This window comes from Alsobacter sp. SYSU BS001988 (genome assembly GCF_054796215.1).
In genome coordinates, this window is sequence record NZ_JBTAMK010000002.1 from 215,530 (window position 1) to 236,962 (window position 21,433).

The 21,433-nt window shown below is 64.2% G+C and carries 20 protein-coding genes and 1 pseudogene; 6 read left to right on the top strand and 15 right to left on the bottom strand.

The genetic code is table 11. The features are described 5' to 3' along the window. Positions 1-8 precede the first annotated feature (8 nt). Positions 9-1,013, top strand: a complete 1,005-nt coding sequence (locus ACYVO7_RS05035) for an inorganic phosphate transporter (protein ID WP_460448748.1) — start codon at positions 9-11, stop codon at positions 1,011-1,013. A 21-nt stretch (positions 1,014-1,034) separates the two neighbouring features. Here the strand turns inward: ACYVO7_RS05035 and ACYVO7_RS05040 are convergent, their stop codons facing one another. Then, positions 1,035-1,361 carry a hypothetical protein gene (locus tag ACYVO7_RS05040; protein ID WP_460448749.1) on the bottom strand — a complete coding sequence of 109 codons (327 nt, stop codon included), beginning with the start codon at positions 1,359-1,361 and terminating at the stop codon, positions 1,035-1,037. A 522-nt stretch (positions 1,362-1,883) separates the two neighbouring features. Here ACYVO7_RS05040 and ACYVO7_RS05045 point away from each other — a divergent pair. Beyond that, positions 1,884-2,351: a GAF domain-containing protein gene (locus tag ACYVO7_RS05045; protein WP_460448750.1), complete on the top strand. Its 468-nt coding sequence runs from the start codon at positions 1,884-1,886 to the stop codon at positions 2,349-2,351. A gap of 179 nt (positions 2,352-2,530) precedes the next feature. Here ACYVO7_RS05045 and ACYVO7_RS05050 read toward each other — a convergent pair whose 3' ends face one another. Then, positions 2,531-5,011: a PAS domain-containing protein gene (locus tag ACYVO7_RS05050; protein WP_460448751.1), complete on the bottom strand. Its 2,481-nt coding sequence runs from the start codon at positions 5,009-5,011 to the stop codon at positions 2,531-2,533. A 700-nt stretch (positions 5,012-5,711) separates the two neighbouring features. Between ACYVO7_RS05050 and ACYVO7_RS05055 the strand changes: the two genes are divergently transcribed. Beyond that, positions 5,712-6,113 carry an ETC complex I subunit gene (locus ACYVO7_RS05055; RefSeq protein WP_460448752.1) on the top strand — a complete coding sequence of 134 codons (402 nt, stop codon included), beginning with the start codon at positions 5,712-5,714 and terminating at the stop codon, positions 6,111-6,113. A gap of 262 nt (positions 6,114-6,375) precedes the next feature. On the opposite strand, the gene ACYVO7_RS05060 is transcribed toward ACYVO7_RS05055, so the two are convergent. Continuing rightward, positions 6,376-6,609, bottom strand: coding sequence for a hypothetical protein (locus ACYVO7_RS05060; RefSeq protein ID WP_460448753.1), 234 nt, complete (start codon positions 6,607-6,609; stop codon positions 6,376-6,378). 224 nt (positions 6,610-6,833) lie between these two features. Between ACYVO7_RS05060 and ACYVO7_RS05065 the strand changes: the two genes are divergently transcribed. After that, the gene (locus ACYVO7_RS05065; protein WP_460448754.1) at positions 6,834-8,045 is read left to right on the top strand and encodes an alkene reductase; all 1,212 of its coding nucleotides are present in this window, start codon (positions 6,834-6,836) and stop codon (positions 8,043-8,045) included. A gap of 98 nt (positions 8,046-8,143) precedes the next feature. Here ACYVO7_RS05065 and ACYVO7_RS05070 read toward each other — a convergent pair whose 3' ends face one another. Beyond that, the gene (locus ACYVO7_RS05070; RefSeq protein ID WP_460448755.1) at positions 8,144-8,662 is read right to left on the bottom strand and encodes a phosphate-starvation-inducible PsiE family protein; all 519 of its coding nucleotides are present in this window, start codon (positions 8,660-8,662) and stop codon (positions 8,144-8,146) included. Between the two features lie 251 nt (positions 8,663-8,913). Between ACYVO7_RS05070 and ACYVO7_RS05075 the strand changes: the two genes are divergently transcribed. After that, positions 8,914-9,624, top strand: a complete 711-nt coding sequence (locus ACYVO7_RS05075) for a TMEM175 family protein (protein ID WP_460448756.1) — start codon at positions 8,914-8,916, stop codon at positions 9,622-9,624. Between the two features lie 179 nt (positions 9,625-9,803). Here ACYVO7_RS05075 and ACYVO7_RS05080 read toward each other — a convergent pair whose 3' ends face one another. The 11 genes from ACYVO7_RS05080 to ACYVO7_RS05130 form a co-directional block, all read right to left on the bottom strand. Beyond that, entirely contained in the window at positions 9,804-10,487 is a 684-nt protein-coding gene (locus ACYVO7_RS05080; protein ID WP_460448757.1) for a DUF5335 family protein, read from the bottom strand. Positions 10,488-10,490: 3 nt separating this feature from the next. Continuing rightward, positions 10,491-11,384, bottom strand: coding sequence for a DnaJ C-terminal domain-containing protein (locus ACYVO7_RS05085; RefSeq protein ID WP_460448758.1), 894 nt, complete (start codon positions 11,382-11,384; stop codon positions 10,491-10,493). Next, positions 11,381-11,983 carry a nucleotide exchange factor GrpE gene (locus tag ACYVO7_RS05090; protein WP_460448759.1) on the bottom strand — a complete coding sequence of 201 codons (603 nt, stop codon included), beginning with the start codon at positions 11,981-11,983 and terminating at the stop codon, positions 11,381-11,383. Before ACYVO7_RS05090 ends, ACYVO7_RS05085 begins: the two co-directional genes overlap by 4 nt. Positions 11,984-12,008: 25 nt before the next feature. Further along, positions 12,009-14,597, bottom strand: a complete 2,589-nt coding sequence (gene clpB, locus ACYVO7_RS05095) for an ATP-dependent chaperone ClpB (RefSeq protein WP_460448760.1) — start codon at positions 14,595-14,597, stop codon at positions 12,009-12,011. A 39-nt stretch (positions 14,598-14,636) separates the two neighbouring features. Next, positions 14,637-16,538 carry a molecular chaperone DnaK gene (dnaK, locus tag ACYVO7_RS05100; protein WP_460448761.1) on the bottom strand — a complete coding sequence of 634 codons (1,902 nt, stop codon included), beginning with the start codon at positions 16,536-16,538 and terminating at the stop codon, positions 14,637-14,639. Between the two features lie 117 nt (positions 16,539-16,655). After that, positions 16,656-17,309: a BON domain-containing protein gene (locus ACYVO7_RS05105; RefSeq protein ID WP_460448762.1), complete on the bottom strand. Its 654-nt coding sequence runs from the start codon at positions 17,307-17,309 to the stop codon at positions 16,656-16,658. A 12-nt stretch (positions 17,310-17,321) separates the two neighbouring features. Next, positions 17,322-17,732 carry a PRC-barrel domain-containing protein gene (locus ACYVO7_RS05110; RefSeq protein WP_460448763.1) on the bottom strand — a complete coding sequence of 137 codons (411 nt, stop codon included), beginning with the start codon at positions 17,730-17,732 and terminating at the stop codon, positions 17,322-17,324. A gap of 120 nt (positions 17,733-17,852) precedes the next feature. Then, complete coding sequence (locus ACYVO7_RS05115) at positions 17,853-18,317, bottom strand: DsbA family protein (protein WP_460448764.1); 465 nt, start codon at positions 18,315-18,317, stop codon at positions 17,853-17,855. A 28-nt stretch (positions 18,318-18,345) separates the two neighbouring features. Beyond that, positions 18,346-18,873, bottom strand: coding sequence for a redoxin domain-containing protein (locus tag ACYVO7_RS05120; protein ID WP_460448765.1), 528 nt, complete (start codon positions 18,871-18,873; stop codon positions 18,346-18,348). Positions 18,874-19,368: 495 nt separating this feature from the next. Beyond that, a complete protein-coding gene (locus ACYVO7_RS05125) occupies positions 19,369-20,091 on the bottom strand; it encodes a helix-turn-helix domain-containing protein (protein ID WP_460448766.1) in 723 nt (240 codons plus the stop codon). 282 nt (positions 20,092-20,373) lie between these two features. Next, a complete protein-coding gene (locus ACYVO7_RS05130; protein ID WP_460448767.1) occupies positions 20,374-20,940 on the bottom strand; it encodes an Hsp20/alpha crystallin family protein in 567 nt (188 codons plus the stop codon). Between the two features lie 198 nt (positions 20,941-21,138). Here ACYVO7_RS05130 and ACYVO7_RS05135 point away from each other — a divergent pair. Then, positions 21,139-21,228 (top strand): annotated as a pseudogene (locus tag ACYVO7_RS05135) (integrase core domain-containing protein); the annotation flags it as partial. Positions 21,229-21,433: the final 205 nt, after the last annotated feature.

Genomic DNA, 21,433 nt, shown 5'->3' on the forward strand with positions numbered 1-21,433 from the left:
GGAACGCCATGGACCCCACAATCGCCTTCCCACTCCTGGTGGGCCTGATCGCCGTCGCGCTCGTCTTCGATTTCCTCAACGGACTTCACGACGCCGCCAACTCGATCGCCACCATCGTGTCGACGCGCGTGCTGAAGCCGCGCTACGCGGTGATCTGGGCGGCCTTCTTCAACTTCATCGCCTTCCTGTTCTTCGGGCTGCACGTCGCCCAGACGCTCGGAACGGGGATCGTGGACGTCGACATCGTCACGCCGCGCGTGATCTTCGGCGCGCTGACGGGCGCCATCGTGTGGAACGTCGTGACCTGGGCCCTCGGCATTCCGTCCAGCAGCTCCCACGCGCTGATCGGCGGGCTGGTGGGCTCCGGCGTGGCGAAGGCCGGCCTGAGCGCGGTCGTGTGGAGCGGCTTCCTCAAGACCGCGGCCGCGATCGTGCTGTCGCCGCTCGTCGGCTTCGTGCTGGCGCTCCTGCTCGTCCTGATCGTGTCCTGGGTCTTCGTGCGCGCCACCCCCTTCGCGGTGGACAGCTCCTTTCGCACCCTGCAGTTCGTCTCGGCCTCGTTCTATTCCCTGGGCCATGGCGGCAACGACGCCCAGAAGACGATGGGCATCATCGCCGTCCTGCTCTACTCGCAAGGCATGATGGAGGGCGGCTTCCACGTTCCGACCTGGGTCGTCCTGTCGTGCCAGTCCGCCATGGCGCTGGGGACGCTCTTCGGCGGATGGCGGATCGTGCACACGATGGGGTCGAAAATTACCCGGCTGACACCCATGCAGGGCTTCTGCGCCGAGACGGGCGGCGCGATCACGCTGTTCCTGGCGACCTGGCTCGGGGTCCCGGTCTCGACGACTCACACCATCACGGGCGCGATCGTCGGCGTCGGAGCGGCCCGGCGCGTCTCCGCCGTCCGCTGGAACGTGGCGAGCAGCATCGTCGTCGCCTGGGTGGTGACCCTGCCGGCGGCGGCCGTCATCAGCGCGGCGGCCTATGCGGCCGTGGGCCTCTTCGCCTGACGATATCCCGGGGCGATCCGCTCAGCCCTGGCCCTGCCGGACGCGTTTGCTTCCCGTCGAGTCGCCTGTCTCGCGTTTGCTGGCGATCCAGCTCCAGACCCAGGTCCGCTCCCAGCCGTCGGCGTCGGACGGATCCACCCCGAACACCAGCACGGACTCCTCCGGCTGGAGACACCCCCGAACCGTCTCGGCGATGCGCCCCGCGGGCGCGTCCGACCACACCAGCCATGTCTGGCCATTCAGCCGGATCCAGTCGGCGAAAGGCTCCAAGGCCGCATCGATGGAATGCGGATCGATGGGAGATGCGGCCCAGCGAATGCTGAGGACGAACATTTTGTGCATACGCATCCATACAACTTCGCGAACGCTGGGAAAAATGACATATGTCAATAAACTCCTCGAGCATCAAGTCCGGCGGCGGCCCGAGGTCGATCCGACCCACCAGCGCAGGCGGCGGCGCCGGTCGGGAATCCCCGCATGGGCTGCCGGCCCGACGCCGCGAAAGACCGGAAACCGGAGTATGCCAGCGGGGCGCCTCAAGCTGAGCCATTCTTGCCCCCATGTTGAAACGGAAATTCTAGCGAACGCGGAACACCCAAACGAAAGGAGCAGTTTTTGCTCAACCGCGGCGCTGACCTGATTTTAGTCGAAATAAGAAAGGACTTCGTCGGTAGGATGCGATACTATTGAGACGTCAAATGACATCTGCTCATTAATTCCATGCCTATCTTGTCGATCTGTTTCTTAAGAATGCATTCTGCTTTAACGAAGCTGTGGACTTCTGCCCCAATCATTCCGGACTCAGGCAACCTGATGCACCCCCTTCCCCCAAATGAGCCCACACGGCTGAGAATCCTGGACGAAACGGGCATGCTCTTTTCGGAGCCCTCGGACAAATTCGACCGACTGTGTGAGTTGGCGGCGGAGTTGTTCGAGGTCCCCATGGCCGCCGTCGCCCTGATCGGGAGGGATGTTCAGTGGTTCAAGGCCAAAATCGGCCTGACCAACCGGATAACGTCGCGTGACGCCGCTTTCTGCAACTATACGATCCTCCACGACGAGGTGCTCGTGGTGAGCGATGCGACGCGGGACCATCGGTTCGCGACGAACCCGATGGTGACCGGCGACCCGGGGATACGCTTCTATGCGGGCGCGCCGATCGTCTTTTCGCCAGCAGTTCGTCTTGGATCGCTTTGCGTGCTCGACACTCGACCACGGGCCTTCAGCGCTCTTCAGAAAAAATGCCTCAAACACATGGGCGAAAGCCTCGGCGCCGAAATGCGCCTCATCTACGCGTTCCGCATGTTTCACCGGGCCATCAGGATGGATGCCGCGTGAACAGATCCGCCACCTGGAGCGACCATGTGTCAGTCTGCCTCGTTCCCGAGCCGGTCCCGCACCCTCGCAAGCTGGCCGATGGACGCCTCTGACCTGAGCGCCAGTCTCGCCCTCTGACGGACCGGAGCATTGATCCTCGCCGCGCTTGGCGGACTGCTCAAGCTCGCTGCCAGCACCTCTCAGTCCGCGTTCAGGTCGGCCAAGGCGGCGAAGCGCACGACTTCAGAAATGGTCTTGACCCCGAGGTGCTGCATGAGATGCGCGCGGTGAGCCTCGACCGTTCGCGGGCTGATCCCGAGCGCCCGCCCCATCTCCTTGTTCGTCTTGGCCAGCAGCCCGTCCAAGACCTCACGCTCCCGCCCCGACAGCTCCGCGATCTGGGCCCGAGCATGATCAGCATGCTTGTTGCGCTCCCCGGACGTGCGAATGCCGGCCGCGGCGGACGCGATCGCGGCCAGCAACTGAGCTGGCTGAAAAGGAATCGCCAGAAAGTCCGTTGCCCCGGCTTTCATAACATTCACCCCGAACATGACGTCTCGCTGTGCTTCCCCCAAGGCGATTACCGGTAGGCCGATTCCTCGGGCCTTGAGCTCCCTCGGGACCGCAAGGCCACCGGGTTGATGCAGGTCGAGGACGACGCACCCCGCTGTGAGGGCCGGTGCGGCCTCCAAGAAGGCCCTGCCGGACGGGAAGCTCCTGGCGTCATAGCCGGCCTCCTTCAGGAGGCGCGAGAGGCTCTCTTGGGACGCCTTGCCGCCGTCGACCAGATAAACAAATCGCCCCTCGTGCGGCGTGACATCTTCTGCGATGCCGCCCAACCGGTGGATCTCCCCCTGCTCATTGCGGATCGGGAAAAAAGTGTTGCGGATCCAGCGCACGGCCCCGTCCGGCCGGATGACACGGAACTCCTCCAATGCGACCTCACCGGAAGCTGCCTTGTCGAACGCATGAAGGACCCGTGGCCTGTCATCAGGACGAACGACCTCGACCAAGCGACTTTTGTCCGGGAGAAACGAGATCCGCGGCGCACCGAAGACCCTCTCAGAGGCCGGGCTCAGATATTCGAGCGCCCCGTCTCTCGCGTTGGCGACCCAGAGCACGTTGGTCGAATGCGCCGCGAACTCGCGGAAACGCTCCTCGGCCAGCTTGCGGCCGTGAATGTCGGTCGCCACGCTTAACCATCCGGTGACGGGTCCCTCGGCGTCACGTACCGGAACGACCCGCGTCATGAACCAGCGATATGGCCCGTCGTGTCGGCGGATGCGCGCCTCGACTTCGAAAGCAACGCCCCCCTCCAGATGATGCAGCCAGGCGGCGCGGTTTGCGCTGCGATCGCTCGGGTGGAATAGGAGCTCCGGCCAGCGTTCCGGAGGCTCGTCTGTGATGCCCGTGTATGTGGACCATTGCTCATTGGCGAAGGTGACCGCGCCCACCGGATCGACGTACCAGATGAGGGCGGGGATCAGGCTCGTGAGCTGCCGAAAGCGCTCTTCGCTCTGGTTCAAGGCGCCCTCAGCCCGGGCCCGCTGGATAGACGCCCAGGTCCGATCCGCAACCTCGCGGATGAGCTCGATCTCAGCATCCCTCCAGTGGCGCGGCTTCACCTGATGGACGAACAGAACCGCGGCGAGAACGCCGTCTTCGACCAGGGGGATGTTGATGACTGCGCGGCCCCAATCGGCCCAATAATCGGCTCCCGGCATGCGCGCTTCGGCGAGCGCATCGTCGTGTCGGGTCATGCGTCCGGCGCGAAGATCCTGCGTCAAAGCCGCGCCGAGGTCCTGCAGACGGGGCTGCCCGGTGATGCTCGGCATGCCGGCGCGGCTCCAGACGGTGTTCACGCTGAGCGTCTCGTCGGGGGCGATCTCCAAAAAGCCCACACGGTCCGTCTCCAGACGTTCGCCGAGCATCTCGGCCGCCAGGCGCATCGCCTGGCGAGGGTCGCTGATGATCTTCAGCCGGTCACTCAAGGTGAGGAGGAAGGCTTGGCGGGCCTCGCTCTCGAGCAGGCGTTGCTCACTGCGCTTACGTTCGGTGGCCTCGACCGCCGCGCTAATGAAGCCGACGGGCTCAACGTGCTCCAAGGTCGTCCGGACCAGCGGTCGATCTTCGGGCTGAATAGCAAGCGAATTCAGGACGCCGGTTCCCGGGTCCCACGTGGACAGTGAAGACCCCATAAGATCGATAGCCGCCTGGAGGCGGGCGAGCGTTTCGCGCAGCGCAGCCTCTTTCCGGACGCGCCGGGTGGTCTCAAAGAACGTGCAGAGCACTCCACCGACATATCCCTTCTCGTCCCAAACGGGGCTGCAGGAGATGGAGAACCAGGATTCCTCTCGAGAGTCTCCGCGCAACGCCATGAGGGGCGGCTCATCGGAAAAGCTGGCTTCGCCCTTCATCGCCCTGGCGGTGATCGGTCCGAGGATGTCCCAAGCCTCCGCCCAGACCTCAGGGAACCCCACCCCGAGCCCCTCCGACTTGTTGACCATGATCGGAACGCACGCTTCATTATAGAAGCTCGTAAGCGCCGGCCCCCAAGCCAAGAAGGCCGGGAATGTGGAGCTGAGTAGGTTGGTTACGGCCATGCGCAGCGATGGCGGCCAGGTCTCAGGCGCTGCGAGAGGCGTGGTGGCCCAATCGTAGCTGCGCACCTGTGCGCCCATGTGCCCCCCACCGGGCAACCATTCAGCGCTACTCATGAGAGTCCTGTGAGAGACCGGTCGAACATACCCCGGTTCTTCCCGTCCGGAATCGCCAATCGTCATCAATGCCGGCTGCCCTCGGATCAGCGGGCGTTTCTGGAAAGCCGGTCTTTCTGGGTGTGTCGTAGCTCTATCGCTAGCGGGAAGCGAATACGTGTCGTTCCTACGTAGGACGACCGCCACGAGCACCAATGCCGCGGGCGTCAGTGTTCGGGCGCCGCAGCGGTTCGCGCAGGGCGCCGAGGCCAGCGCCGGGCGCTTCTGACGTTCAAAGGAAGGACTTGCGCCGCAACCCGGTGATCACCGCCTTCTATGCCGCGCAGTGGGCTGGCGGGCGATGGAGTGCGGCGGCGTCACCCTGCCGGTCGACCTCGCCCGGTCGAAGCGGCAGCGTTCGAACGTGGCCGGATGTCAAAGCGGCCGGCGATCTGAGGTTCGGATAGCTCACCATCTCTGTTCGGTTCAGCGAGCAAGCGCCCCGGACGGCGGGGGATCGGCCCCCTGCTGCGGGTTCACCCTTAGGACTCCGCCTCTCGGAGGAGGTGTGGTGACGAGTTTACGTATGCCAAAGCGCCCACGCCATGGTCGCCGGGGTCCGGAAGGAAGGAATAGATCTCATCGTCTGGAAACAGATCCAGGATCGAATGTAAGGACTGGAGCCATGACATCGCAAAGAGACCCGGTGGATCGCCTGCACAACCAAGGGTGGGCTCCTCGCCTTCTGCCCGGCTCCAACACGCAGGCCGGTTCGCTGCCGACCGTCCGCATCCATCGACCCGACCGCCCCGGGCTGTCATCCGCACCCGCACGGACAGGGTGGGTCCTGGAGTTCGAGCGCAGCTCGGCTCCATACATCGAGCCGCTCATGGGCTGGACCGGAGGCGACGATCCGTTCGGCCAGATCCGATTGAACTTCCCGGACCTGCAAAGCGCCATAGCCTTTGCCGAGCGGCATGGCTGGCCGTACCGGGTCGAGGATCCGCCACCGCGACGGGCGTACCTTCGGTCCTATGCCGACCGGTTCAGGTACGACGTCGCGAACGCCATTCGGCGCGCCGAGTGATTGGCCACTTGGCGCCTGAGTGACATGGAGTCACCCCGACGCCAACCGCGTCGCATGGGAGGTCTCGCCAAGGACGCGGCTCGCATCGATCGAAGAGCTCTGGAGATCCCAGGCGCACGGCCTTGCAGCGCTTGTTCGGCCGGAGACGCAGTCCATGCACCCGCACCGCCCACCGATCCGGCCGAAGCCTTTTTCGCTCTGGCAGCTTCGGGAGGCGGAGCCCTGCTGCTCCACGCGGTCGTGAACAGGCCGCCGGCGCGGGTCACCGTCCCCCACCTGTCTGCGGGCCTCTTCGTACGGTCGTGGCTGCGGTGACCCAGTCCTCCCACATGCTTGGGTCGGCCGGCGATCCGTCCGCCCATTTCAGTCCGCCGATCACAAAGTCGAGCGCCCCGGCAGCTTCTCCGTGGCGCCGACGGATGGCGTGCAGAAACAGGCCCATCGCGTCGAAGGCTTCAGTCAGGGTCAATGTTTCGGAGGCCTGAAGCTTCTTCATCACCGATATCCCGCATGGGCAGCCGGCCGGAACGGAGGCCGAGATTATTATCGGATATTGACCGCTTCGAGTTCGGCCGACGCTGATGGACATCAGGGCCTGCGATTGTCCCGTTCCTATGATCGGGCCGCTGCGGATGGCCCGCCAAGTGCGCAGGGCTTTCGGATCGGCTGATCCGGGCGGCCCGGCCATGTCGGCCGGAGTGCTTGCGAAGGAGGCTCTCCATGGAAGAGACAGCGACGCTCTCGCGACCGCCCGGCCCTGCGACATCTTCAGAGACCGACGTGCTGTTCCAGCCCTACCGGCTGGGCCCTTTCGAACTTCCGCATCGCGTCGTCATGGCGCCCCTCACCCGCTCACGCGCGCGGTCTCCGGGCAATGTGCCGAGCGCTCTTGCGTGTTGCTACTACGCGCAGCGGGCTTCCGCGGCGCTCATCGTGAGCGAGGCGACACAGATCTCAATGCAGGGGCAGGGCTATGCCTGGACCCCCGGCATCCACAGCAGCGAACAGGTCGAGGCGTGGCGCCGCGTCACCAAAGCCGTGCACCAGGCCGGCGGACGCATGTTCTGCCAATTGTGGCACGTCGGCCGGATCTCGCATCCGGCCCTGCAGCCCGACCACATGCTTCCCGTCGCCCCATCTGCCATCAGTCCGGCGGGCAAGGCCTTCATCGAGAATGAGCGGGGCGAAGGGGAACTCGTCCCCTTCGTCCGGCCGCGCGCCCTCTCCCTCGAAGAGATGCCTTATGTTGTGGGGCAGTACGAGCGCGCGGCGAGGAACGCCCAGGCCGCAGACTTCGACGGGGTCGAGATCCACGCTGCAAACGGCTACCTGCTCGACCAGTTCATCGAAAGCGGCACGAACCGTCGCACCGACGCGTATGGCGGTTCGGTGGAGAACAGGACGCGACTGCTGCTGGAGGTCGCCGAGGCGCTCTCTCGGATCTGGGGACCAGACCGCATCGGGGTCCGGATCTCGCCGCTTGGCAAGATGAACGACATCAGCGACGACGACCCGGAAGCCACCTTTGGCTACGTCGCCGAGCGGCTTGGCGAATTCGGCTTCGCCTATCTCCACGTGGTCAATCCGGCCATCGAGCACATGCAGAATGGGGAGCCGCCCGACCAGCGGTCTCTCGCGCTCGTCAAGCTGATCCACGACAGGTTCAAGGGGACGCTGGTCGCCGCCGGCGGTTTCGACGCCAGGGCCGCTGCGCAATGGATTCGCGAGGGGCGGGTCGACCTCGTCGCGTTCGGCCGTAAGTTCATCGCCAATCCTGATTTGCCTGAAAGGTTGCGCACCGGCGCCCCGCTCAACGTCGACGACCCGACCACCTATTATGGCGGCGGCGAGAAGGGCTACACGGATTATCCCTCTCTGGCCCAGGACCGCGGCGAACAGCCCGGGGCCTGCGTCGACCAGAGCTGGAGATGATGAGCGCCAGCCGGAGACGCCGGATCAACAAGCCGTCCGCCAGCCGGGACAGGAAAGGCTGGCCCGAAATGGCGGATGTCGCCTGGCCGTAGCCGACCTCAGACCTCGACGTTGTTTTTGGTCGCCTGCGGCTCTTCTTTCCAGTCCTGATCGCGCACCAGCCAGTACACGACGCCGAGCGCCATCACCGCCATGGCCAGGCCGATAATCGTCCACGGCTCCGTCTTGCCCGTATCCAGGACGATGAATTTGCGGACGAGCGCCAGCAGCGAGACGAGAACGACGGTGCGAACCTGGATGATGCTCTTCTTCCGCTCCAGGACACCCACGATGGAATGATTGAGTTCCAACGCGATGAGAACCGTAAGAACCATCCCGAAAATGGCGTGGAACAGCGCCTGTTCCGCCGGATCGATGAGCCCGAACAAGAGAAGGATGGCGATCCGGAAGGTAAGGTTCAGCACGGCTCCGACGATGACCAGACTGATCAGGACCGTGAGCAGGAGCGAAATGACCTGTTCAAATCTCCCATAGAACGTCAGCGTGCTCCATGCGGTGCGCGTTTCGTCAAACGCGCGCCCGTAACGGTCGAGATGATGGGACCAGGAAGTAGACACGGCATAAGCCCCCGACGTGACCGTGTTCCCCAGAGTTATTCCGGGACCGAACGGGCCGACCTTGTCTTTCTGGACAGCCCGGGGGAAAGGCCGCTCCGACATGAGAAAGTGCAGTGTACTCGCGACGGCCGTACTCGTCACCGCAACAAGCCTGCAATTCGTCGTTAGCTGACGGCTGTCAGAGAAGACCGGGGGGCGTCCCGGTATCAAGAATGCGTCTGAGGATTCGGCAATGAGGCGGGTAGGACCACATGACCACGCCAGTACTCCTATCGGAGAAACGCGAATGGAACGGGGCCGTGCCAGCCTCCGAAGAGCCCTCGCCGGCGCGCATCGAGGCGTTCAGCGACGGTGTCTTTTCGATTATCGCGACGCTGCTGGTTCTGGACCTGCGGGTGCCGCGCGAGGCGATGCTGCGCGGTCAGCCGCTTCTGACAGCGCTTGCTGACCAGTGGCCGCTCTATCTCGCATATGTTGTGAGTTTCCTGCAAGTCGGCGTGGTTTGGGCGAACCATCATACGATGTTCCATCACATCAAGAAGAGTGACCATGTCCTTCTCGTCTTGAATTTACTTCTTCTGATGTGCATTGCCGTGCTGCCATTCACCACCGCGATACTGTCGGAGTATGCCAAGTCGAACTTTACGGACCTGCGCGTGGCGGCATTCACGTACAGCGCCCTACTGGGCCTCGCAGGAGTCTTCTTCGTTCTGATCTGGAAGCACGCCGACCGGCGTGGCCTGATCCAGCCTCACGTGGACGAGCACCGAATCGCGGCGCTCGGCCTGCACTGGCTTTTCGTCCCCTTATTATATGGGCTGGCGTTCCTGCTTGTTTTTATAAACCCCTATCTGGGCATGTCGGTCTATCTCCTTCTCCTTTTCTACTATGCTTTTCCCGGCCCGATCTTCATCCGCTGGATGACGAGACGCAGGACCCGTCAGGGCGGGCCGGCCTCGTAGCAACGGGCCCGACCGTAATCCGGGTAGCAGTCGACCTTCGTGCGGGAAGGGCGAGACTCGCGGGGGCGCCGCAATCGCGGGATCCTGCCCAGGATCCCGCAGCGCGCTCCGGCGCGACCGGCCTCTGGCCGCACCGCGCCGAAGGGACTGGCCCTCCGCTCCGCCGGGGGACGCTGTCCTCAATGAGGCGCGGGCAGCATCAACGGATCGCGGAACTTGATGATCTGACGCGTCTCGTCGGCCGATGTCACTTCGATCGTCAGTAACCCGACCGGACCGGTGTCGACGTAGATGTCCTTCGGCTTCCGGATCATGTGGTCGACGTCCTGGAGCGAGACCTCGACGAGGTCGTTCTTGGGGTCATAGGCGATGCCCAGGAGCGGCAGCCATTCCGCTTCGATCTCGTCTCCGAGTTGGAGGGAGAGAACCTCAATTTCCGCCTGTTTGCCCTGCAGCGTGCGCGAGAGACTCGCGAAGAAGCCGGACCATTCGGACTTGGGCAGCGTGCTTGCACTCATCGGAAATCTCCCTTGCCGCATGACGAAGACGAGCTCCCCCTGCCCCGGTCGGTCCTGAGCGCCGTAAGGCGATCGCGTCGCCGGGCCGCCCCCCCGCAGAAGCGGCTGCAGGATGCTCCTGAGGGCGCAAATCTGGTCGACGAGGTCGAGGATGACCGGCACGGCCTCGTCGTTGACTCCCAGATCGCGACGAAGGTCCACGATCAGTTGGACCCTGGCGAGATCGATGGCCTGGAAGATCTCCCGCCCTCCCGAAAGCCGGGGCAGCAGCCAACCTTCGGCGATCCAGATGTCGAGCTCTTCCGCCGGCACCGAGGCAAGCCTTCCGAGGTCTAACCGGTCCATCGCCTACCTTCCCCTCTCGTGAGTTTGGGTGGTCGGCTCCCAGCCCTTAAGCAAGTTTTCCAGGGCCGGATCGGGTTCGAGCGGCAGCATGATCCTGAAAGTCACGTACTCGTCGCCGCTTCTCCCGTCGGGCCGGCGGACTCCCTTGCCCTTGAGGCGCATCACCTTGCCCCCGTTTGTCCACTTCGGGACCTTCATGGTGACAGGCCCTGTGGGGGTGGGCACGACCACGCTTCCTCCGAGCACAGCTGTTTTGAGAGGAAGCGGCTGGTCCAGCCTTATGTCGTCGCCCTCCCGTCGGAACAGCGGATGCGGCCGAACCGCCACTTCGATGAGCGCATCGCCCTGAGGGCCGCCGGCGCGGCCGGGCGCTCCCTTGCCCCTGAGGCGGAGCACCTGGCCGTCTTCGACCCCGGGCGGGATCGTAACGTCGAGAGTGCTTCCGTCCGACAACCTGACCTGGCGCGTGGCGCCGTTGACGGCGTCCATGAAGTCGATCGGCAACCGGTAGCGCACGTCCGCGCCGCGCGCCCTCGCGCCGGCGCCGCGGCCCATGCCGAAGATGCTGAACAGGTCCTCGTCGGCGAAGTCCGCGAACGCGGCGTCGCCGCCGTAGGGGTTGGGCTCGCCAGACTGCGCAAAGTCGCTGTAGTAGCGCTGTCGCGCCCTCGGATCGCCTGACGCGTCTATCTCGCCACGGTCGTATCTCCCCCGCTTCTCGGGGTCGTTCAGAAGGTCGTAGGCTGCCGACAGCTCCTTGAACTCATTCTCGGCCTGCTTGTTGCCGGGATTGAGGTCAGGATGCTTGCTCTTGGCCAACCGCCTGTACGCCTTGCGGATCTCGGCCGCCGGCGCGTCCTTCTTCAGGCCCAGGATCTCGTAAGGGTCACGGCTCAAGGACCTCTCCCCATCGGCGCTGGGGCCCTGGCGCCAGTCTGGTCGGGATCCGGATCGTCGCCCACTGCAGGTGAGGGTCCACCCCCCGCGACGGCGACGCGTGCGGGACGCAGGAGCCGATCATGGATCGTATATCCCTCCTCGAGCACATCGACGATCCGTCCGGACGGCAGGTCCGGGCGGTCAAGATGTGCGATGGCCTCGTGTCGCTCAGGGTCGAAGGCGGCTCCCTTCGCCTCGAGCCGACGCACGCCGAAACGCCCTAATACGCCTTCCATCTGGCGAAAGGTCGCGCGCACGCCCTCCAGCAGGGATCCGTCCAGGCCAGTAGCGACCTTGGCTTCCTCGGCGGTGCGGATCGCCCGGGCGAGATTGTCCACCACGGAGAGCAGTTCGCGCGAGAAATCGGTGACCGCGAACCGGCGCGCATCCTCGCCGGCCCGCTCTGCCCTGCGGCGCGCGTTTTGCGACTCCGCAAGGGCGCGCAGGAGCTGATCGTGCCGCTCCGCGGCCTCTTCCGGCTGCCCTGCAGCCCCTGGGGCGGCTTCGGTCGCTTGGGCCGCTTTCTGGTTGTCCTGATCAGCCGGACCGGCCGCCATGGCTGCCTCCTGACAATGTCCGCCGTTATGCTGCGTGCGCCAGCAACGCCGCGCGAAGCGAGAGCCGTCCGTCCTTCACCAAGACCTCGACCACGTCGCCGTCCTGGACCGTTCCCGACAGCAGCATCGAGGCCAACGGGTTCTGCAGCTCCCGCTGGATGACGCGCCGAAGCGGCCTTGCGCCGTAGACAGGGTCGTATCCGGTATTCGCCAGCCAGGTCCGAGCCGTATCGTCGATCCGGAGCGTAATCTTGCGCTCGGAAAGCCGCCGCTGCAGATCGGCAAGCTGAATGTCGACGATCCGACGCATGTCCTGCCGACCGAGGCGGTTGAAGAGCACGATCTCGTCGAGCCGGTTCAGGAACTCGGGCCGGAAGGTCTGGCGGACCATGTCCATCACCTTGTCGCGCGCTTTCTCGGCCGGTTGCCCTTCTGGAAGGGCGGCCAGGAACTCGGCCCCGAGATTGGAGGTCAGGACGATGATGGTGTTCCGGAAGTCGACCGTGCGGCCCTGGCCGTCCGTGAGCCGCCCGTCGTCGAGCACCTGCAACATGACGTTGAACACGTCGGCGTGGGCTTTTTCGACCTCGTCCAGCAGCATCACCTGATAGGGCCGCCGCCGCACCGCTTCAGTCAGGGTTCCGCCTTCCTCATAGCCGACATAGCCCGGAGGCGCGCCGATCAGCCGCGCGACGGAATGTTTCTCCATGAATTCCGACATGTCGATGCGGGTCATGGCCTGCTCGTCGTCGAACAGGAATTCGGCCACGGCTTTGCAAAGCTCGGTTTTCCCGACTCCCGTCGGCCCCAGGAAGAGGAAGGAGCCGATCGGCCGCCGGGGATCCTGAAGTCCCGCCCTTGCCCGCCGGATGGCGTCCGCCACCACCTGCAACGCCTGGTCCTGGCCGACGACGCGTTCGCGCAGCTTGTCTTCCATATGGATCAATTTATCGCGCTCGCCTTCGAGCATCCGCTCCACTGGAATTCCGGTCCACTTGGACACGACCGCGGCGATATCGTCCGCCGTGACCTCCTGCTTCAGCATGCGGTTCGCCGCGTCGGAAGACGCCTCGGCGATCTGACGCTCCATGGCCGGGATGACCGAATAGAGAAGTTCGCCTGCCCGGGCGAGGTCGCCCCGCCGCTGCGCCGCCTCGAGCTCCATGCGCGCTTGGTCGAGCTGCTCCTGCAGGCGCTGGACCGCCCCGAGGCGCTCCTTCTCGGCTCGCCAGCGCGCGGTCAGCTCCGCAGACTCCCGTTCGAGTTCGGCGAGTTCGTGCTCGACCGCGCGCAGGCGCTCCTTGGCGCCGGGATCCGACTCTCGGTTGAGGGCCTCGCGCTCGATCTTGAGCTGGATGATACGCCGGTCGATGTGGTCGATGGGCTCGGGCTTCGAGTCGACCTGCATCCGGAGGCGGCTGGCGGCCTCATCGACCAGGTCGATGGCCTTGTCCGGAAGAAACCGGTCCGCGATGTAGCGATGCGACATCGTAGCCGCCGCCGTGATAGCGGCGTCCGCAATGCGGACGCCATGGTGCACCTCATATTTCTCCTTCAAGCCTCGCAAGATCGAAATTGTCTCCTCGACTGAAGGCTCGCCCACGACGACGGGCTGGAAGCGGCGGGCCAGCGCAGCGTCCTTCTCGATGTGCTTGCGGTATTCGTCGAGGGTCGTGGCGCCGATGCAGTGCAGTTCGCCCCGCGCGAGGGCCGGCTTCAGCATGTTGGAGGCGTCCATCGCTCCCTCGGCCTTGCCCGCCCCGACCAGGGTGTGAAGCTCGTCGATGAACAGGATCACGTCCCCGGCCGCCTGCAGCTCCTGGAGGACGGCCTTGAGGCGCTCCTCAAACTCTCCGCGGTATTTCGCGCCCGCGAGCAGGGCGCCGAGGTCGAGGGCCAGCAGGCGCCTGTCCTTGAGCGCTTCCGGAACGTCGCCGTTGATGATCCGCTGAGCCAAGCCCTCCACGATGGCGGTTTTCCCGACGCCCGGCTCCCCGATCAGGACCGGATTGTTCTTGGTCCGCCGCGACAGCACCTGGACGGTGCGGCGGATCTCCTCGTCGCGGCCGATCACCGGATCGAGCTTGCCGGCCTGCGCCTCCACGGTGAAGTCGCGCGTGTATTTCTCCAGCGCATCATAGCTCTGTTCAGCGGATGGGCTGTCGGCCTTGCGGCCCTTCCTGAGATCCTCGATGGCGCGGCGCAGGCCTTCTTGCGTCACTCCCGCCTGCCGGAGCGCGTTCCCGGCTTCCCCCGGCGACGTGACCAGCGCCAGCAGCAGGGTCTCAACCGTGACGAAGGCGTCGCCCTGCCGCTTGGCGAACTGCTCGGCCTCCTCGAAGACGCGGCTGGCCTCGGCGGTGAGGTAAATCTGACCGGCCGCCCCTCCCTGAATGACCGGAATTTTGGCGAGCGCCCGGTCGACCGCCGCCGCGACGGCGTCAGGGCGACCGCCGCTCGCCTCGACCAGGTTCGTGGCGAGGCGCTGGTCGTCCTCCAGCAGGGCCTTTAGCAGATGCAAGGGCGTGAACTGCTGGTGCCCACTGCGCAAGGCTCGATCCTGTGCGGCCTGGACCAGCTCCTTGAGGCGATCAGTGTACTTGTCGATCTGCATGGCTCCGCCCTCGCCCCGTGCCGCGCTCGAAGTTTTGCGTCAGCTCCTTCCGGCGTTGCGGTTGGCGCCGTCCACCTCGCTGAACTCCGCGTCGACCACATCTTCGCCGGGAGAACCGCTCGGCGCGGCGGACGAGCCGGACCCGGCGCCTGCAGCCACCGCGATCTGCAATGCGGCCTGCGTCAGGCGTTCCGCCGTGCTACGGATGGCCTCGACATTGTCTTCTGCGATAGCCCGCCTCACGAGGGCGATGGCTTTGTCCACGTCCGCCCGGACCTGTTCGGGGATCCGGCTCCCCGCCTCGGTCAGTTCCTTCTCGGCCGAATAGACGACGGCGTCGGCCTGGTTGCGGGCGTCCACGAGTTCCCTGCGCTTGCGGTCCTCCGCAGCATGCGACGCCGCCTCCTGGACGAGGCGCTGGATATCCGCTTCCGAGAGCCCGCCCGAGGCCTGGATCCGAATGGTTTGTTCCTTGCCGCTGGCCTTGTCCTTCGCAGAGACGTTGACGATGCCGTTGGCGTCGATGTCGAACGTGACCTCGATCTGCGGCAGGCCGCGTGGCGCAGGCGGGATGCCGACCAGGTCGAATTGGCCGAGCAGTTTGTTGTCTGCGGCCATCTCGCGCTCTCCCTGGAACACACGCACCGTCACTGCGGTCTGGCTGTCCTCGGCGGTCGAGAAGGTTTGGCTCTTCTTCGTCGGAATGGTGGTGTTTCTCTCGATCAGCTTCGTCATGACGCCACCGAGCGTCTCGATGCCGAGCGATAGCGGCGTCACGTCGAGTAGCAGAACGTCCTTGACGTCGCCCTGGAGGACGCCGGCCTGGATCGCGGCCCCGATGGCGACGACCTCGTCGGGATTGACGCCCTTGTGGGGCTCCCGGCCGAACAGCTTCTGAACGGTGTCCTGCACCTTCGGCATGCGGGTCTGTCCGCCGACGAGAACGACCTCCCTGATGTCCGCTGCCTGAAGGCCCGCATCCTTGAGGGCGGCTGTGCAGGGATCGACCGTCTTCTGGATCAGATCGTCCACGAGAGCCTCGAGCTTCGAGCGGCTCAGCGTTAGGGCAAGGTGCTTCGGGCCGTTCTGGTCGGCCGTGATGAATGGCAGGTTCACCTCGGTCTGCGTGGCGCTGGACAGCTCGATCTTCGCCCTTTCCGCCGCGTCCTTCAGGCGCTGCAGTGCGAGCCGGTCCTTGCGCAGATCGATGCCGTTCTCTTTGCGGAACTCGTCAGCGATGTAGTCGAGGATGCGCTTGTCGAAGTCTTCACCGCCCAGGAACGTGTCGCCGTTCGTCGAGCGCACCTCGAAAACGCCTTCGCCTACCTGCAGCACGGACACGTCGAACGTGCCGCCGCCCAGGTCGTAGACTGAGATTGTTCCTTGGCCCTGCTTTTCCAAACCGTAGGCGAGCGCGGCGGCCGTCGGCTCATTGATGATGCGCAGCACGTCCAGCCCGGCGATGCGCCCCGCATCTTTCGTGGCCTGCCGTTGGGCGTCATTGAAATAGGCCGGGACCGTGATGACGGCTTCCGTCACCGGAGAGCCCAGATAGGCCTCGGCCGTCTCCTTCATCTTCTGAAGGATGTAGGCGCTGATCTGGCTCGGGCTGTATCGCTTGCCCCTGACCTCCACCCAGGCGTCGCCATTGTCGCCGGGGACGATCTTGTAGGGGACCATCTCCTTGTCCTTTTGGGTCGTGGGGTCGTCATAGCGCCTCCCGATCAGGCGCTTGATGGCGAAAATCGTGTTCTCGGGATTGGTGATGCTCTGCCGCTTGGCTGGCTGACCGACCAGGATCTCCCCCCTGTCGGTGAACCCGACCATGGACGGCGTGGTCCTGTTGCCTTCGGCATTCTCGACGACCTTCGCCGCTCCGTTTTCGACGACGGCGACGCAGGAGTTGGTGGTGCCCAGATCGATGCCGATCGCTTTCGCCATGGTGGTTCTCCGTCAGCGGCTGCGGCCCGCCGGGGGCCGGAGGGAAGTCGCCCCGGGCCAGGGAGGAGTGACCCGGGGCGTATCCGGCAGCGCCCGGCTAGCGGCGCTACCGAAAGATCACGGACTCACGACGATGCGGTCCTCGACCTTGGTCACGCCCGGCGCCGACCAGGCCACGCGCTCGGCCTCCTCGCGCTCGATCCACGACCGGACGGTGCCCTTGAGCACGACCTCGGCGCCGTGCGTCTCCACGGTGATGCGGTTGGCGTCCACCTCTGCGTTGCGCTTGAACGCGTCCATGATCTTCTGCTTGATCTGGGACGGTTCGGCCGCAGGCTTCACCACAATGGAATTGGTGATCCCTTTCACGCCCTTCACGGGTCGTACGGCGCCTTCGGCGGCGGCGCGGCGGTAGTTCCAGTCAACCGTTCCTTCGAGGGTCACCCACCCGGACTTCACCGTCACCGTGATCTTCTCCCAGGTCAGGGGAAGAGCGGACTTCAGCGCAGCCACGGCGTCGCTGGCGATGTCAGGGTCAGGACGCTGATCGACGTTCGGTATTCTGACTTCGATGTCGTTCGCGACCGCGGCTACCCCCGCCACCCGCTTTGCGGCCCGCTCGGCCTCGTACTTGTCGACATAGCTCTTGACGAACCCCGCCAAGGTCACCACGCCGTTGTTGACCGTCGTTGCGATGTCTTTCGCGTCGAGATCAGGGTTCCACGTGATCTCTTCTCTCACATCCCGTTCGATATCTGCGTCCGTCCTCATGGCTGTTCTCCGCTAGCTGCTGTAGTGGAATTCGGTCAGCCCGGTGAGAGCCTCCCGCGAGGCCCCTGGAAGCTCGATTTTTTTGCCGTCGTCACTGATTTTGAGCGAGTTGTACGGCACGGCGATCAGATGACCGCCGAGACCCAGGAACCCGCCGACCTGGAGGACGGCGAAGAGCTGCTTCTTCTCGTCGATGATGATGTCATCAAGACTGCCGATGCTTTCGCTCTTGTCATTGGTGACTTTGGATCCGAGTATCTTCTTGGCCCTGAAGCCTTTCGCGACCGCCGCGACATCGACCTTCACGAGCTGGACGACTTGCGACATCGCGGAACTTGGAGGGAGCATGGCCCCAATGACGACGAAAGCCGCGCCAAGTCCCAATCCTGATCCGATGCAGTATCGGCGAGAGACGGTGACCATGATGAATCTCCTGGGCTGAGAACAGAGAAGGATCAGCTTCGATCGGTTGTCATGACAGCGTCGCACCTGCTGACCGCCAGTGACTGCGGCCAGTCCTCCGGCGTCTTTCAACAGCCGTCGTTAAACTGGAAGAGCGTTTTGGATCGCCAGCATGAGATCTTCGTAGGCGTACGAGCCGTTGTGACGTATCCCGTTGATGTAGAAGGACGGCGTTCCGTTGACGCCGCTCCTGACGCCTCCGAGGAAATCGGACTGTATCCTGGGTCGATACTTGCCGTAGGCGATGACCTCCTGGAGTTCGGCGCTGGGCAGGCGAAGGCCCTTGGCCAGGGCCACAAACAGGGGAAGGCCCAGCCCTTCCTGATTCTCGAACAGCGCGTCATGCATGTTCCAGAACCGTCCGTGATCGCCTGCGAACTCGGCGCTTTCGGCCGCCGGTTCCGCCAACGGATGAACCTCCGTCAGGGGAAAATGCCGGAACACGAAACACAGGGTGGGCCCCAACTGCTGGCGGATGCTGGCGACGACAGGGTGCGCCATCCCGCAATGCGGACATTCGTAGTCCCCGTATTCAACCAGCGTCACGGGGGCCCCGAGGTCACCGCGGATGTGGTCAGCTGGCCCGACCGGCTCTCGCAACTGTGCCATTGTGCATTTCCTGCTGTGGCTGGCCCGGCTGTGGCAGGCTTTCCAAAGCCTCCAGAATGCCGTCAGCACCGGGGTTTACGGCGATCGGCGAGCGGTAACTCCACGCGATGACGCCTTGGGTGTCGATGACGAACAGGGCGCGTTCGCAAACCCCGTCCTGCTCGCGATAGGCGCCGTAACTCCGCGCGACCGCGCCTTTCGGGTGGAAATCGGCGAGAAGGGGAAAGTGGAGGTTGCGCTCGTGGGCGAACGCCTGGTGGCACCAGACGCCGTCCACGGAAATCCCGAGCAGTTCAGCCTCGAATTTGCGGAATTCAGGCAGGATCTGATTGTAAAGAGTGACCTGGTCGCCGCAGACCGGGCTCCAGTCGGCCGGGTAAAACGCCAACACGATGGGTTTCCCGTAAAAATCACCGAGGGTGAGCTCCTGATCGGGAGTAACCTTGAGCGTGAAGTCTGGCGCTTTGGTCCCGGGAGAAAGGATTCCGCTCATTGCTGACTCCTTGCACGTCTTCTCTCTTCTGGGCTGGAAGCATGGGATACCGGAACCGGCGGCGCCCTGACGGCGGTCAGCAAAACGCCCCGCGGCGTCTGGATCCTCCGAGCCTGTCATGGATTTGCGCCGGCTCCGCCTTCTCTTGGCTCTTGCAAAGCTCGAAGACGGCGACGATCAGAAGGACGCCAAAAATGAGCGAATAGGCGCACGTCCCGTCACAGCGGCCGGCACGCAGCCGCTATGGCGCCCCGGGAAGCGAGAACCGGCATGGCCGCTCGCATGGTTCCGATGGCCAGCAAGGAACCGAAGACGAGCACGGACGCGGATCCGACGTCGTCGCTCGTCATGTTCGGCCGGCGGGGAACATTCGGGATTTCGACGGCGCTCAGGGGATCGCGGCTTCGGACCACGCCGACGACTTCTCGAATGCGCACGCTATAGCGCCGGGCGCGGATGGACCGGCGCTATGGTCGAGCCCCTGCGCCGTCTGACTTACCCCTGGTCCTGGCGGGTGCTGCAAGCCATCGAGAGTTGCTGCAGACCTGACGGATTTCGGAGGTACACAATACGTCCGGTGATGGAAATGAACTCACGAGCGCGCAATATCGTGAACGCGCGGCTGACAGTCTCGCTTGAAAGCCCGAGATAATCTCCGATGTCATAGCGCGACATCTGAAGTTCTACGCGAGTTCGGGCCGACAGTCGTTCGGCCAGATCGAGCAGAAAATACGAAAGCTTCTCGATCGACGTGCCTCGCGCCAACCATCGCAGCTGCTCCGCCCGTTCGCTGTTCCTGACCAGCCAGTTCCAGAGTTGTCGAGCCAAAGTCCTATCGGTCTCCAGCCACGAGTCGAACTGGCTCGGTTCGAACTTGATCAGATGAAGGTCCGACACCGCTTCGGCGGTCGCCATATAGGTGCTTGTGCAACTGATTCCGAAGATGTCGCCGGGCACACAGAAGGACTGGACGATTCGGCGGCCTTCGCTCGTTTGTTTGACCGTGCGCCCAAGGCCGTGCGCAACCTGGAAGATTGCACGGCAAGGCTCCCCTTCCCGATAGATGGTGTTCCCTGCCGGGGTAAGAACGATCTGCCGAGCTGAAGGTGTCCGGAAGCTGTCTGCGTGGGACGGATGACCTTCAAAGCAATCCGAAGCGAAAACCGAGCCGATTCTTGGCCAATTCACCCCCGCTAGATCGAAAGCGTGCTGGGTCATGTCCTGTGTCCCCGGATCGAGAGTGAGCACTTGAGAGTGCACCGGAGACTTTGAGCGCCAATCGACCGGGTACAGTCGGATGTTCCCTAGGGGGGACACCGTATCCGGGATGGTTTCGGCGCACGCGGCGCGCAGGTCGCGCAGATCGGCCAGGCGAGGCGGCCCCCAGCGGCCGGGCCGGCCTTTTCGGGTGAGGAGGGCGGCAGCCCGCGGCTGAGCGTCAGGCCCTTGCGGAGCGCCCTCCTCGCATCAGGACTGAGCGTACACCGTAGGGAGCTGCCTCTACCCGGGCCCGGCGCGCTTCTCGCCAGACGAGGACTGATCGCCCGCGGAGGACTGATCGCCGGTTGAGGAGCCAGCGTTCGCCGCTCCGCTCTGGATCGCCACTTTTTGCGGCCGGTTCGCTCCTTGAGACTTCGGGATCACCAGTTTCAGCACACCGTTTTCGAAGCGGGCTTGGATCGCCTGGGGATCTACGTGGAAGGGAAGCTGAAGATTACGCTGGTACGTTCCGAAATGCCGCTCCACGATGTGGAAATTTTCCCGATCGTCTCTCTTCTCGGCGCTTCTGGTCGCGCGGATCGTCAGCATGTCGCCGTCGACCGTCACGTCTATGCTCGACTGGTCGACGCCGGGGAGATCCAGGCTGATGCGGAGTTCCCCGTCTGTCTCGCTGACATTCATGGCCGGCCTGACGAGTTCGCTCGAATCCTCGAGGGCGGACATCCATCCACCCGCGAGCAGGTCTCGGGCAAACCGGCCGATGTCACGGTCCAGGTAGTAGAGCGGCGCGGGTGCGATCCTGCGCTCCGCGAGGCCTGTGTAGGGCCTGGAAATAGACTGTGCCATGGGACACCTCATGTTCAGGAGCACGAACGGCTCCGCTCTCTTGAGGTCGTGGAGTCTGGTCGAACCTATCGATCCGTGCCGTGACGACCATCAGCAAATCGCAAGGGGGCCAGTGAATTGTCCGGCGTCAGGCGGGGGCTTCGCAGGACCCGCTTCCCCACAGCTTCGGACAACTCGCGCCCCACGATCGTCCGCCGCTTCATCGCGCCGGGAAAACCGATGCGGAACGGCTGTTGCGAGAGCTTTAACGGGCGCATGCCCGACGAGCTCTTAAACGAGAGCCGGTTCGCCAATGAGCTCGAGCTGAGCCATTTTCGCCCAATGTTCAAACGCAGAACATGGCGAACGGAGAAAGTCCAAGATGGTGAGCAGTTTTTGCTTACTGATGTGCTGATTGATCTCTGTTGAAAATAAGAAACAGGTTTCATCAACATTATGCGCTAGCTTGAAACTACGACTTGGCCTGATCTGTCCTGACATGTTCGTCCTCCAG